Annotated in this window: 9 protein-coding genes and 1 tRNA gene; 3 read left to right on the forward strand and 7 right to left on the reverse strand. The window is 67.1% G+C overall.

What is annotated here, in order from left to right:
* Positions 1-712 precede the first annotated feature (712 nt).
* A tRNA-Arg gene (locus tag BM297_RS19105) sits at positions 713-789 on the reverse strand.
* Between the two features lie 210 nt (positions 790-999).
* On the opposite strand from BM297_RS19105, the gene gabD reads away from it, so the two are divergent.
* The 3 genes from gabD (at position 1,000) to BM297_RS19120 (ending at position 5,217) form a co-directional block, all read left to right on the forward strand.
* Complete coding sequence (gene gabD / locus BM297_RS19110; RefSeq protein ID WP_092434734.1) at positions 1,000-2,454, forward strand: NADP-dependent succinate-semialdehyde dehydrogenase; 1,455 nt, start codon at positions 1,000-1,002, stop codon at positions 2,452-2,454.
* A 141-nt stretch (positions 2,455-2,595) separates the two neighbouring features.
* Positions 2,596-3,876 carry a 4-aminobutyrate--2-oxoglutarate transaminase gene (gabT, locus tag BM297_RS19115; RefSeq protein WP_092434737.1) on the forward strand — a complete coding sequence of 427 codons (1,281 nt, stop codon included), beginning with the start codon at positions 2,596-2,598 and terminating at the stop codon, positions 3,874-3,876.
* 270 nt (positions 3,877-4,146) lie between these two features.
* Positions 4,147-5,217, forward strand: coding sequence for an FAD-dependent oxidoreductase (locus BM297_RS19120; RefSeq protein WP_092434740.1), 1,071 nt, complete (start codon positions 4,147-4,149; stop codon positions 5,215-5,217).
* 13 nt (positions 5,218-5,230) lie between these two features.
* Here BM297_RS19120 and siaD read toward each other — a convergent pair whose 3' ends face one another.
* From siaD to BM297_RS19150, 6 genes are all read right to left on the reverse strand, one after another.
* Positions 5,231-6,055, reverse strand: a complete 825-nt coding sequence (gene siaD / locus BM297_RS19125; protein ID WP_092434743.1) for a biofilm regulation diguanylate cyclase SiaD — start codon at positions 6,053-6,055, stop codon at positions 5,231-5,233.
* Positions 6,056-6,062: 7 nt separating this feature from the next.
* Complete coding sequence (gene siaC, locus BM297_RS19130; RefSeq protein ID WP_092434746.1) at positions 6,063-6,443, reverse strand: biofilm regulation phosphoprotein SiaC; 381 nt, start codon at positions 6,441-6,443, stop codon at positions 6,063-6,065.
* A 21-nt stretch (positions 6,444-6,464) separates the two neighbouring features.
* Complete coding sequence (gene siaB / locus BM297_RS19135) at positions 6,465-7,007, reverse strand: biofilm regulation protein kinase SiaB (RefSeq protein ID WP_092434748.1); 543 nt, start codon at positions 7,005-7,007, stop codon at positions 6,465-6,467.
* An 8-nt stretch (positions 7,008-7,015) separates the two neighbouring features.
* Positions 7,016-9,007 (reverse strand): biofilm regulation protein phosphatase SiaA, encoded by a 1,992-nt coding sequence (gene siaA / locus BM297_RS19140; RefSeq protein WP_092434751.1) that lies wholly within the window; start codon positions 9,005-9,007, stop codon positions 7,016-7,018.
* A 131-nt stretch (positions 9,008-9,138) separates the two neighbouring features.
* Positions 9,139-10,179: an NADP(H)-dependent aldo-keto reductase gene (locus BM297_RS19145; protein ID WP_092434754.1), complete on the reverse strand. Its 1,041-nt coding sequence runs from the start codon at positions 10,177-10,179 to the stop codon at positions 9,139-9,141.
* Between the two features lie 101 nt (positions 10,180-10,280).
* Positions 10,281-13,199: a bifunctional diguanylate cyclase/phosphodiesterase gene (locus BM297_RS19150; RefSeq protein ID WP_175526690.1), complete on the reverse strand. Its 2,919-nt coding sequence runs from the start codon at positions 13,197-13,199 to the stop codon at positions 10,281-10,283.
* Positions 13,200-13,309 lie beyond the last annotated feature (110 nt).

The raw sequence follows: 13,309 nt of genomic DNA on the forward strand, positions 1-13,309 counted from the left end.
TGATCAAACTCTTCAGTTCACATCATTGCGGGTTTTGAGAAAACCCTAAACTTGGCTCAGCAATCGCAAATAAACTCATGAATTCACGAGACTACTTGTGACGCTGATAATCTTGCGACCATCAGTCTTATCTCACAAGCACCCACACGAATTGCTTGATTCAACTTGTTAAAGAGCGTTTCGATCAAGTCTTTCGTCTCAACCGAGGCCGCGAATTCTACAGCAGCCTTGCAACCTGTCAAGCGTTTTTCGAAATTTTCTTTTCTACTCAACCACTTGCGTAACTCTTCCGCTGAGACAACCCGGGGGCCGCTGCAGCGAGGAGGCGAATAATACAGCCTGGAAAAATGCTGTCAACACCCCGATTAACTTCTTTCGTTTCAGTAACTCGGTCGGCTGATGCCTGCATACCCACATGTGAATGGCCATGCATCTCACGACAGCAATCCACCGGTTACCTCTCCGCGCCTCCATATATATAAGAAACGCGCCTGAGCACCGTAGCGCCACTACACCGCGACCATGGATCGCGCGAAACCTCACCACCCATTCGTCATGGGCATCGACACGCTGTCGCTTGCTGCCCCCCCCCTTCGCCGGCGAGGCCACCTCAACAGGTCAGAGCAGTTGACTACAGCAATCCGAACCTGCGCCTACACTCAGGTGCGGCACACAAAAAAGGCCTGCGTTTTCACGCAAGCCTTTCCGTATATGGCGCACCAGGCGGGATTCGAACCCACGACCCCTGCCTTCGGAGGGCAGTACTCTATCCAGCTGAGCTACTGGTGCGTGCGGGCGCATGATACGCATCTTGGCTGACGTCGTCCATCACCCGACACTCGTTCGCGATCTCGAACGCACGCGCTCAGAAAGCCACAAAAGGCAGTGGAAATCTTACAATCGAGACATCTTTGTTGTTTTTTTTGCACGGACTCTTGCCATCCAGCCAATCTGATCCTAGGATTGTTTGACATTTCGAACATACCGCCGGAGACCGCGATGGAACTGAAAGACCCCAGCCTGTTCCGCCAGCAAGCCTATCTCAATGGCCAATGGTGCGAGGCCGACCACGGTGCGCGGACCGACATCCTCAACCCGGCCACCGGCGAGAAGCTGGGCAGTGTGCCGAACATGGGCCGCGCGGAAACCCGCCGTGCCATCGAGGCCGCGCGTCTGGCCCAGCCGGCCTGGCGTCGGCTCACCGCCAAGGAGCGCGCCGGCCGGCTGCGCCAGTGGTTCGAGCTGATCATGGCCAACCAGGAAGACCTGGCGCAGATCATGACCGCCGAGCAGGGCAAGCCGCTGGCCGAGGCCCGCGGCGAGGTCGCCTACGCCGCTTCCTTCATCGAGTGGTTCGCCGAGGAGGCCAAGCGCGCCTACGGCGACGTGATCCCGGCGCATGCCGCGGACAAACGCATCCTGGTGCAGAAAGAGCCGGTCGGTGTCACCGCAGCGATCACGCCGTGGAACTTCCCCAGCGCGATGGTCACCCGCAAGGCCGGCCCCGCGCTGGCGGTAGGGTGCGCGATGGTACTCAAGCCGGCCCCGCAGACGCCCTTCTCCGCCCTGGCCCTAGCCGAACTTGCCGATCGCGCCGGCATTCCGGCCGGGCTGCTCAGCGTGCTGCCTGCGGATGTCGCCACCAGCCGCGAAGTCGGCGCCGAGCTGTGCGAGAACCCGGTGGTTCGCAAGCTGTCGTTCACCGGCTCGACCGGCGTCGGCATCAAGCTGATGGAGCAGTGCGCGCCAACCCTGAAAAAGCTGTCCCTGGAGCTGGGCGGCAACGCACCGTTCATCGTCTTCGAGGATGCCGATCTGGATGCGGCGGTCGAGGGCGCGATCATCTCCAAGTATCGCAACGCCGGGCAGACCTGCGTCTGCGCCAACCGCCTCTACGTGCAGGACAAGGTCTACGACGCCTTCGCCGCCAAGCTGGCCGACGCCGTCGCCAAGCTCAAGGTCGGCAACGGTGCCGAACCGGGGATTACCACCGGCCCGCTGATCGATGGCAACGCCGTGGCCAAGGTGCGCCAGCACCTCGACGATGCGCTGAGCAAGGGCGCCCGGGTGCTGGCCGGCGGCAACGGACTGGGCGGCAATTTCTTCGAGCCAACCATCCTCCTCGATGTGCCGCAGAACGCCAGGGTCGCCAAGGAGGAAACCTTCGGCCCGCTGGCTCCGCTGTTCCGCTTCAGCGACGAAGCCGACGTGATCGCCCAGGCCAACGACACCGAATTCGGCCTGGCCGCCTACTTCTACGCCCGCGACCTGGGCCGGGTGTTCCGCGTCGCCGAGGCGCTGGAGTACGGCATGGTCGGCATCAATACCGGGGTGATCTCCACCGAGGTGGCGCCCTTCGGCGGCATGAAGGCTTCCGGCCTCGGTCGCGAGGGCTCCAAGTACGGTCTCGACGAGTACCTGGAAATCAAATACCTGTGCCTGGGCGGCATCTGATTGCACGAACTCCGGGCCACGGCCCGGGGTGGGTGAAGGCCATGTTTTTGTCGGCGATGGTCCTTCACCCCTCTATTCCGGCGGCGCCTGCAACCTGACAGACCGCGCCCGACCTACGAACCTCTGTTGCGAGATGAATCCATGAGCAAGAGCAACGAATCCCTGATGCAGCGCCGCCAGGCGGCAGTCGCCCGTGGCGTCAGCGCGATCCATCCGATCGTCGCCGACCACGCCAAGAACAGCACCGTGGTCGACGTCGAGAGCCGCGAGTTCATCGACTTCGCCGGCGGCATCGCCGTGCTCAACACCGGCCACCTGCATCCCAAGGTGATCGCCGCGGTACAGGCGCAGCTAGGCAAGCTCACCCACACCTGCTTCCAGGTGCTGGCCTACGAGCCGTACATCGAGCTGTGCGAGAAGATCAACGCGCGGGTGCCGGGCGACTTCGCCAAGAAGACCCTGCTGGTCACCACCGGCTCGGAGGCGGTGGAAAACGCGGTGAAGATCGCCCGCGCCGCCACCGGCCGCAGCGGGGTGATCGCCTTCACCGGCGGCTACCACGGCCGCACCATGATGACCCTGTCGCTGACCGGCAAGAAGGTACCCTACGCCGCCGGCATGGGCCTGATGCCAGGCGGCGTGTACCGCGCCCTGTATCCCTGCGAACTGCACGGCGTCAGCGTGGACGAATCCATCGCCAGCATCGAGCGGGTGTTCAAGAACGATGCCGAGCCGCGCGACATCGCCGCCATCGTCATCGAGCCGGTGCAGGGCGAGGGCGGCTTCTACCCCGCGCCGAAGGAATTCATGCAGCGCCTGCGAGCGCTGTGCGACCAGCACGGCATCCTGCTGATCGCCGACGAGGTGCAGACCGGCGCCGGGCGTACCGGCACCTTCTTCGCCATGGAGCAGATGGGGGTGGCCGCCGACCTGACCACCTTCGCCAAGTCCATCGCCGGTGGCTTCCCGCTGGCCGGCGTATGCGGCAAGGCCGAGATCATGGATGCCGTCGCCCCCGGTGGGCTGGGCGGCACCTATGCCGGCAGCCCGCTGGCCTGTGTCGCCGCACTGGCGGTACTCGAGGTCTTCGAGGAAGAGCAGCTGCTGGATCGCTGCCAGGCGGTGGGTGAGCGGCTGAAGGCCGGCCTGCGCGACATCCAGGCCCGCCACCCAGTGATCGGCGACGTGCGCGGCCTTGGCGCGATGATCGCCGTCGAGCTGTTCGACGCGGGCAATCCGGAAAAGCCCAACGCCGAGCTGGTCGCCAAGGTCGTCGCCCGTGCCCGCGACAAGGGACTGATCCTGTTGTCCTGCGGTCCCTACTACAACGTGCTGCGCATCCTGGTACCGCTGACCGCCGAGGACGAGCTGCTCGACCGCGGCATGGCGATCATTGCCGAGTGCTTCGACGAACTGGCCTGAGTCATCACGACGCACTCCCCTGGCGCGGGTTGCCTGCCTCGACATGGCAACCCGCGAGCAGACCAGTAGCGCAAAGCCCGCGACCGCCATGGTCGCGGGCTTTGCCATTTCTGTGCCCCGCCCGCAGCGGAACCTGGCGGGGCTGTGCTACAAAAGGCCGACAGTGCCGGCCGGCGCGATGCGGAACCTCCCGACCGGCCAGTGCCCCTGCACCCGCCCCACGGAGCCGCCCCGCCATGTTCGTCCCCGCCGCAGTCCCACGAGGCGCCGATGCCCAACCATGACCTGCTGCTGGTCGGTGCCGGCCACAGCCATCTCGGCGTGTTGCGCCGTTGGGCGCGTGGCCAGCGGCCACCAGGGCGCCTGGCGCTGCTGACGGACAGCGCGCACGCCTGGTATGCCGGACGTCTGCCGGGGCTGCTGGCTGGCCGCTACCAGGAAGCCGATAGCCGCATCGAGCTGGCCCCGCTGTGCCGCGCCGCCGGGGTGGAGCTGCTGCTGGGCGAGGTGACAGGGCTGGACGCCAACGAGCGGCGCCTCACGCTGGCCGACGGCCGCACCCTGCAGGCTAGCTGGCTGTCGCTGAATGTCGGCGCGGCGCCAGCGACTCCCGAGCAGCGCAGTGGCGGCATGCAGGTGCTGGCGATCAAGCCCTTCGCGGCGTTCCTTGCCACCTGGGGCGAATGGCAGCGCGACCCGCAACCGCTGGCGATCGTCGGTGGCGGCGCGGCGGGAGTCGAAGTGGCGCTGGCCCTGGCCGAGCAGGTGCCGGAGCTCAGCCTGTTCTGCGCCGGTTCCCTGCTCGAGGGCGGCTCGCCGGGCCTGCGCCTGCGCGCCCTCGGCCACCTGCGCCAGCGCGGCGTGATCGGTCGCGAACACTGCCCGGTCAGCCATGTCGACGGGCAGACCCTGTACAGCGACGCCGGCAGCGTGTGGGAGGGCCCGCGCCTGCTGCTGACCAGCGGCAGCCAGCCGCTACCCTGGCTGATCCACAGCGGCATGGCGTGCGCCGACGACGGCTTCATCCAGGTCGGCAGCACGCTGCAGAGCCACAGCCATCCACGGATCTTCGCCAGTGGCGACTGCGCCAGCCTGGCCGACGCACCACGCAATGCCTGGCAGGCCACACGCCAGGCGACACGGCTGGCTGCCAACCTCGTCGCGGTGCTGCAGGAACGACCACTGCTCCGCTACCGGCCATCCCGCCAGCGGGTGCTGCTGCTCGCCACCGGTGACGGCGGTGCCCTGCTCGACTGGAACGGCTGGTCCGCCGGTGGCCGGCTGTGCGGCTGGTGGCGCGACCTGCGCGACCGCCAGTTCATCATGCGTCATCAGGGCTGAGCGTGCTGGCGCCTCAGGAGGGCTGCAGCGCCGCCGCCGAGAGGCTGCCCCCGGCCGCCGCCAGCACGCAGCGGTCGCGGCCACTGCGCTTGGCCACCAGCAACGCAGCATCGGCGCGGTTGAGCACCTGCGAGTAGCCTTCCGGCGCCTGGTACTCGGCCACGCCGAAACTGGCGGTGATCGACAGGCGCTCGGTACCGACCATCACCCGCAGCTCGCGCAGCGCGTCGCGCAACCGCTCGATCAGCGGTTGCGCCTCGGCCAGCCCGGTTTCCGGTAGCAGCAGCAGGAACTCCTCGCCGCCCCAGCGCCCGCACAGATCGCTGCCGCGCACCGCGCCCTGCAGCACCCGGGCGATCTCGCTGAGGGCGCGATCACCGACCTCGTGACCCCAGGTGTCGTTGATCTGCTTGAAGTAGTCGATGTCGATCATCGCCAGCACGAACGAGCGCCCGCTGCGCTGGCTGCGCAGCTCCTCCTCACGCAGGCGCTCCATCAGCAGCCGGCGGTTGGCAAGGCCAGTCAGCACGTCGCGCTGCGAGGCGGTCTGCAGCGCCTGATTGAGATCGCGCAGCATGTCCTGGTAGCGGTCGGAAATGCGCGCCACCTTCTCGAGCTGGCGCAGCTGGCGGTGGTAGCGCTCGGACAGCGAGAGGTTCTGTTCGCGCGCCAGCGACTGGTAGCCGTCGGAAATCCGCGCGATGCGCTCGAGCCGCGACAGCTGGTCGAGGTTCTGCTGCTGCAGGCGCGCCAGCGCCTCGCGCAGCGGATGCCCGTAATGCAGGGGGTCGCTCAACAGCCCTTCCACCAACAGATCCAGCTCGCGCTCGCTGCTCATCGTTCGCTCACTCGCCGTAGGGCAGGATGGCAAAGGGAAAACTGCAATCCTCGCGGAACTCCTCGGCCAGCTCGGCGACCCGCTCGTTGCGGCTGTCGTAGTGCCAGTTGACGCTGACTGGCTGGCCCTTGCGGTGTGCCTCCTCGAGCAGGTCGAGGATGTCCATCAGCGCCTTGATCGAACTGGTATTGAGGTACAGCAGGCGCAGCTCCAGGGCCAGCGGCCGGGCCGTCTCGTCCAGGAAGCGTTCGACCCAGTCGATCACCTGGCCGAACAGCTCGAAGGAGTTCTCCGGATAGGAGTCGCCCTGCATGGCCAGCACGCCAGCGAGCCAGTCGCCCTGAATCGCCGGCGTTGACTGGGTTGCGTCAATGTTCAGTGCAGTCATGGTCATTCCCGTGAAAAGTGGTCAGATGACGGCGCGCAGGCTGAAGAAGGCGCGTCCTTCCGCCTGCTCGCTGAGCGAGGCCAGCAGCGGCACACTCGATTTGCGAGCGATATCGAGCAGACCGAGACCGGCGCCACTGGCGCTGTCGCCGTTGCGCGGCTTGCGCAGCTGCTCCTTGTAGGCGGCCTTGAGCTGGGCCTTGTCCAGCGGCGCCAGACCCTCGACCCACTCGACCAGGCGCCGGCCATCGTCGCACTCGACCAGATTGCCGGCCGCCACCACATAGCGGCCCTGCTCATCGCGGGAAATCGCCACGGTGGCCGCCGCATCCGCCTCGGCGTAATTCATCCGGGTGGCATAGTGGCGGATATTCTGGGTCATTTCGATATACACGGCGAACACGTCCATCGCCGCCGAGGGCTGTGCCTGTTCGGCGCTCAGGTAGTTGCGCAGGGCATTGCCGATTTCCTCGATCAGGCTGCGCGAAATCGGCCCGTTGAAGCAGAGCATGATGCGCTGGCGATTGTAGTTCTCGCGCATGGCCAGCAGGTCGTAGGTCTCCATGAGCACCCCTAGTCGAAGCGGAAGGAAAGAACGGTGATGTCGTCGCGCTGCGGCAGCTCGCCCTGATAGGCAGCGAGACTGGCAACGAACAGCTCGGCCTGCTCGGCCAGCGGCCTTCGCGCATGCTGGCGCAGCAGCTCGGTGAAGCGCCGGTTGCCGAAACCGAAACCATGCTCGCCGCCCGCCTGGTCGAGGAAGCCGTCGGTGCACAGGTAAAAGGTCCAGCCCGACTGCAGCTCGATCTCGAGGTTGGCGTAGTCGCCCTGGCGCTTGTCCGCCAACGCCCGCCGCGCTCCCTTGAACTCGCGCACCTCGCAGCCATCGCTGGCGAACAGGGCGATCTTCGCCCCGGCAAAGCGCAGGCGCCGGCCGACGGGGTCGACCCACACCAGGCCGGCGTCCATGTTGGTCGCCAGCACCCGCGACACCTGCTCTTCGCGCAGCATGCCACGCACGGTGCGGTCGGTCTCGCGGAGAATGGCTGCCGGGTCGTCGACACCGGCCACGCCGATGGCATGGTCGATGGCCGCCTGCGCCAGCATGGTCATCAGCGCGCCGGGCACGCCATGGCCGGCACAGTCGACCACGCCAAGCAGATAGCCGTCGGCGCGTTCACGGTAGACGTAGAAGTCGCCGCCGACCACGTCGCGCGGCTTCCACAGGACGAAGTGGTGCTCGCCCAGCGAAGCGGACAGCTGGCGATCCGGAAGGATGGCGCGCTGGATCAGGCTGGCATAGTCGATCGAGTCGTCGATCTGCTTGTGCGCGGCGGCCATCTCGCGGTTGGCCTGCTCGAGTGCGTGGGTCCGCTCGCGCACCCGGCCCTCCAGCTCGGCGGTGTGCCGGTGCACCTGCGCCGCCATGCTGGCGAAGGCCGCCGACAGCTCGCCGATCTCGTCGCCGCGCGCCGGCGGCAGGCGGGTGTCGTAGTGACCGGCGGCAATCGCCTTGGCCGAGTGCTTGAGGCTGCGCAACGGTTGCAGAAGCAGGCGATCAACCGCATAGGCAAAGCCCAGCAGCAGCGCGGCCAGCAACACCACCAGGGTACCGAGCAGCGGCCACAGCCAGCGGTTGTCGAGCACCTGGGCGGCGTGCAGATCGACGGCGGTGAGCAGGTGCCAGCGCAGCGGCGCGATGTAGCTGAGGGCCAGCAGTTGCGGCTTGCCGTCCAGGCTGGCATGCAGGATCTGCACCCCGTCCGGCTCAGCCTCGGCGCGGCGCATGGCCGCCTGCAGCGCGTCGCGCTCGCCCGGGCGGGGCAGCAGGTCGAACACCCGCGCGCCGTCGCCGCTGCCGTCGACCCCCGAGTTGAAGGCAATCCGCGCCCGATCCGGGTGGGCCTGGATGGCACCGTCGGCGGCGAGAATCATCGGCGTCACCCCCGGCTCGCGACTGACCATGAAGCTGTCGAGAAAGCCGCTCAGGTCCAGTCCGGTCCCCGCCAGACCGAGCACCCGCGCACCATCGCGGACCAGGATGTTGAACCACACCTTGGTGACCTTGAGCTTGGCGTCGACATTGACGTTCAGGTTGTAGTCGGCCGTCCCCGCCACGCTGGCGAAGAACCAGGCATCCTGCGGGTCGTCCGGGTTCAGCACATAGCGCGGCTGCTGGCTCTGCGGCTGCAGGGCGTCGTTGAAATAGTAGTGGCGGCTGGCATGGGCGATGACGAACCAGGAGTGGTCGCGGAAGTCGCGCTGGTAGCCTTCGGCCTCGGCGAAGAACTGCGCGCGACGCTGCGGGTCGTCCTCGGCCTGCAGCCACTGGCGGGTCAGCTGCGCGTCGGCGAAACGCCGCGCCAGCGCCAGCTCGCGGGTCACCGGAGCGAGGATGCGCTCGCGGTGCAGCAGGGTGAAGTTGCGCGCATAGGCTTCGCCGAAGTGCTGGCGGATGTCCTCCATGGCCCGCCAGCCGAGCAGGATCGCCGGAATCAGCGCCAGCACGCACGCCAGCAGCAAGGCCAGTACCGACTTGCTGCGCAGCCCCCAGTTCGCCGCCATGAAGTGTCCCCCGGCCCCCGCCGCCCCACCGATACGGTGGGCAAAGCCGACATTGTGCAATGCGCGCGCAGCAAGGGGTATGGTCTGCGCCAAAAAAATGTCTGCTCGGCGGGCGGCGGCGGGGCGCGCCCTCAGGGCGCCGGGTTCGGCTGCGCGCTGTGGATGCGCTCGATGCCGGCCAGCAGCTCGTCGCTGAGCGTCAGGTCGAGGCTGGCCAAGTTGCTGTCCAGCTGCTCGAGGGTGGTGGCGCCAATGATGTTGCTGGTCAGGAACGGCCGGCTGTTGACGTAGGCCAGCGCCAGCTGCGCCGGGTCGACGCCATGCTCGCGGGCCAGCGCGACGTAGGCGCTGGCGGCCTGGCGCGCCAGCGGGTTGTTGTAGCGCTGGAAGCGCTCGAACAGGGTCAGTCGTCCCTTGGGCGGCTGCGCGCCGTTCTCGTACTTGCCGCTGAGCAGACCGAAGGCCAGCGGCGAATAGGCCAGCAGACCGACCTGCTCGCGAATCGCCATCTCCGCCAGGCCCACCTCGAAACTGCGGTTGAGCAGGTTGTAGGGATTCTGGATCGACACCACCCGCGGCCAGCCACGGCTCTCGGCCAGCTGCAGGAAGCGATGCACGCCCCAGGGCGTCTCGTTGGACAAGCCGATGTGGCGGATCTTGCCGCTCTGCACCAGTTCGGCGAGCACTTCCAGCGAATCCTCGATCGGGGTGATGTGCGCATCCGGCTCGTGCCGGTAACCGAGCTGGCCGAAGAAGTTGGTCTGCCGGTCGGGCCAGTGCAGCTGGTAGAGGTCGATGTAGTCGGTGTGCAGGCGTTTGAGACTGCCCTCCACCGCGGCGATCAGGTTGGCGCGGTCGTGGTGCGGCTGGCCGCCGCGAATATGGCTGATGCCGTTGCCCGGCGCCGCCGCCTTGCTGGCAATGATCCAGTCGCCACGTCCGCCGTGGCGCTGGAGGTAGTTGCCGATGATGGTCTCGGTGGCGCCACAGGTCTCGGCCCTGGGCGGCACCGGATACATCTCGGCGGTGTCGATGAAGTTGATCCCCGCGGCCTGGGCGCGGCGGATCTGCGCGAAGCCCTCGGCTTCGCTGTTCTGTTCACCCCAGGTCATGCTGCCCAGCGCCAGTGCGCTGACCTGGATGTCGGTCTTGCCGAGTGGGCGGTAAATCATCGGGAACTCCTGCAGGGAAGAAGGCTGAACGAAGCTGGGGGCTAAATGTACCGCAGATCGTCCCCGCTACCCGGCCGCCGATGCCTGTCGCCCTGCCCCGATCAGCAGGTGGTTGCGGCGCGCTGCGCATGGCGTCCCGTGACCAGCTGCTGCTGGCGCACCCGGGCGTCGAACTCCGCCGCCGCCATCGGCTTGCCGAACAGGTAGCCCTGCACCTCCGCGCAGCCGAGCCGCTCGAGCTCGGCCAGCTGCGCAGAGGTTTCCACCCCCTCGGCGATGGTCAGCATTCCCAGGCTGCACGCCATGCCGAGGATCGCGCGCACGATGGACTGGTCGTGACCGTCCTCGCTGATCTGGCGGATGAACGACTGATCGATCTTCAGCTTGTGGACCTGGAATTGCTTGAGGTAGCTGAGCGACGAATAGCCGGTACCGAAATCGTCGACCGACAGCCGCACCCCGAGGGCATGCAGGCGGCGCACCACCGCGATGGCCGCTGCCGGATCGTGCATGGCCACGCTCTCGGTCAGCTCCAGCTCCAGGCAGTGGGCCGGCAGGCCGCTCTCCTGCAGGACATCCACCACCAGCTCGACCAGCCCCGGGTGGCGGAACTGTACCAGCGACAGGTTCACCGCGATCGTCATCTCCGACGGATAGTCCTGATCCAGCCAGGCCTTCATCTGCCGCACGGCGCTGCGCAGCACCCATTCGCCGATCGGCAGGATCAGCCCGCTGCCCTCGGCGATGGGAATGAACTCGGCCGGGCTGATCACTCCCAGTTGCGGGTGGGTCCAGCGCAGCAGGGCTTCGGCGCCGACCAGCCGCTGTCCGTCGATGCTCACCTGCGGCTGGAAGCACAGGTGCAGCTCGCGGTTGGCCTGCGCCTGGCGCAGGGCGCTCTCCAGCTGCAGGATGCGCGCGGACTGGCGCTGCATCTCGCTGGTGAAGAAACGGTAGCCGTTGCGCCCCTCCTGCTTGGCACGGTGCATGGCGATGTCGGCGCGCTGCGACAGACTCTCGAAGTCGCGGCCGTCCTCGGGAAACACCGCGATGCCGATCGAGGTGGTGACCACCAGACCGTGCTCCTCGACCTGGCAGGGGCTGGCCAGCAGGTTCTTGAGCCGCTCGGCGACATGCGCGGCCCCCTTGGCATCGGTGTAGGGCAGCACCAGCACGAACTCGTCGCCGCCCTGGCGCGACAGGGTGTCCTCGTCGCGCAGCACCGACTTCAGGCGCTGGGCAACCTCGACCAGGAAGGCGTCGCCGACCCGGTAGCCCAGCGAATCGTTGATGTGCTTGAAGTGGTCGAGATCCAGGTACAGCACCGCCAGCGGCTGGTGGCTGCGCTCGGAGAGGCTCAGCGCCTGCTCGCAGCGGGAGGCGAACAGCTTGCGGTTGGGCAGGTCGGTCAGCGCATCGAAATGCGCCAGACGCTCGATACGCTGCTCGTCCAGCTTGCGCTGGGTGATGTCTTCCTTGATCGCCAGGTAGTGGGTGGGCAGGCCGGCATCGTCGAAGACCGGCGAGATCAGCACCGCCTCGGTGTACTCGCTGCCGTCCTTGCGCCGGTTGACGAACTCGCCGCGCCAGGCCTCGCCGCGGGTGAGCTGCTGCCACATGTCCTCATAGGTGGCCTGCGGCGTCTTGCCCGAGTGCAGCAGCTTGGGATTCTGGCCGATGGCCTCCTCCAGGCTGTAGCCGGTGGCGCGGGTGAACGCCTGGTTGGCGTATTCGATGCGCGCGTCGAGGTCGGTGATGACGATGGTGCTCGCGCTCTGCTCGACGGCCTGGCTCAGCTTGCGCAGGGTGGCCTGGTCGCGGGTGCGTGCGGTGATATCGCGCGACAGCATGACCAGGCGCGGTTCTTGATGCTGCGCCTGGCGCATCAGCGACACCGACAGCTCGAACCAGTGGTTGCCGTCGGCCAGCGGGATCTGCACCTGCCGGCCGACCGAATAGCCGTGGGCCAGCGCCTCCTGCAGCGCTGCCATGCAGATCTGCGCACTCTCGACCGGCAGTACCTCGTGGAGGGTCCGGCCGAGCAGCTGATCGGCCGCCGCGCTCAGCTGCTCGCTGCGCGGCGCGCGCACCTGCAGATAGCGACCGTCGCGGTCGAACTCGAACAGCAGGTCGGGAATCGCCTCGACAATCGCCTGCGCGTGCTGGCGGGCCTCGCTCAGCGCCCGGTAGGGGGCGGCAATCATCTCGACGAAGACCGCGCGATACAGCAGCAGGTAGGCCAGCACCTTGTAGACGTGGCCCATCAGGTTGAACACATCGGTGGCCGAGGCGTACAGGGTGAAGAATCCCTCGCTGAGGATCATCGCCAGCACCGCACCGAGCAGCAGCGAGACGTTGAAGTCGCCGGCCTGGCGCAGACGGCCGAACAGCACGCCGACGGTCAGCAGGTGCACGACGATCACCCCGTACTCCGCGCCCAGCTTGAAGGCGGTGAGTCCCTGCCCGGGCACGAAGGTCGCCGGCACCCATTGCGGGTGAACGAGGAAGACCCAGTGGACCACGGCCACGCCGCTCAGCACGCCCAGCAGCGGCAGCCAGCGCCGCCGCGCGGAGCGGCGGTCCTGGGCGACGCCGAGCGCCGACCAGGGTAGCCAGGCAACCAGCAACAGGGCGCCGGCGGCCAGGTAGCGGGCCACAAGCCAGAAGTGGATGGCCTTTTCCACCCCGCTGGGGGTCACGTAGTCGGGCATCCCCAGGTACGACAGCATGTGGGAAAAGTCGAGAATGGCGACGCCGAGAAACCCGCAGGCCAGCAGCAGGATATTGCGCTGCGGATGCAGGCTGTGGGTGTTCCAGCCGACGGCAAAGACCAGCACCGCCACGGCGATGGCGGTGGTTTCCAGCAGCATGTGCCAGACCAGGTAGCTGTCGACAGACGGCAGCGCCGCGCCGAACTGCACGGTCAGCAGCACGCCGGCCAGCAGGAGGACCAGAACCGCCAGTGGCTGGCCGAGGGATTCCCGGTGTTGCGGATGCACCCGCTTCAAGCCCAATCGCACGCGCTCACCACCCCTATCCATGAGAAGCGCCGCCAGCCCCGTTCGGCGGTCGACAACCGCCAGTCTGCCGGTTGCCCGCGGCACCAATGTGACGCGCGACTGTGCCTGCA

It is taken from the genome of Geopseudomonas sagittaria (genome assembly GCF_900115715.1).
Classification (GTDB): Bacteria; Pseudomonadota; Gammaproteobacteria; order Pseudomonadales; family Pseudomonadaceae; genus Geopseudomonas; species Geopseudomonas sagittaria.

Bases quoted from the DNA above. Each gene is read 5' to 3' on its own strand.
- gabD (WP_092434734.1), top strand. From the start codon at position 1,000: ATGGAACTGAAAGACCCCAGCCTGTTCCGCCAGCAAGCCTATCTCAAT.
- siaB (WP_092434748.1), bottom strand. From the start codon at position 7,007: ATGGAGACCTACGACCTGCTGGCCATGCGCGAGAACTACAATCGCCAG.
- siaA (WP_092434751.1), bottom strand. From the start codon at position 9,007: ATGGCGGCGAACTGGGGGCTGCGCAGCAAGTCGGTACTGGCCTTGCTG.
- BM297_RS19145 (WP_092434754.1), bottom strand. From the start codon at position 10,179: ATGATTTACCGCCCACTCGGCAAGACCGACATCCAGGTCAGCGCACTG.
- BM297_RS19120 (WP_092434740.1), top strand. From the start codon at position 4,147: ATGCCCAACCATGACCTGCTGCTGGTCGGTGCCGGCCACAGCCATCTC.
- gabT (WP_092434737.1), top strand. From the start codon at position 2,596: ATGAGCAAGAGCAACGAATCCCTGATGCAGCGCCGCCAGGCGGCAGTC.
- siaD (WP_092434743.1), bottom strand. From the start codon at position 6,055: ATGAGCAGCGAGCGCGAGCTGGATCTGTTGGTGGAAGGGCTGTTGAGC.
- siaC (WP_092434746.1), bottom strand. From the start codon at position 6,443: ATGACTGCACTGAACATTGACGCAACCCAGTCAACGCCGGCGATTCAG.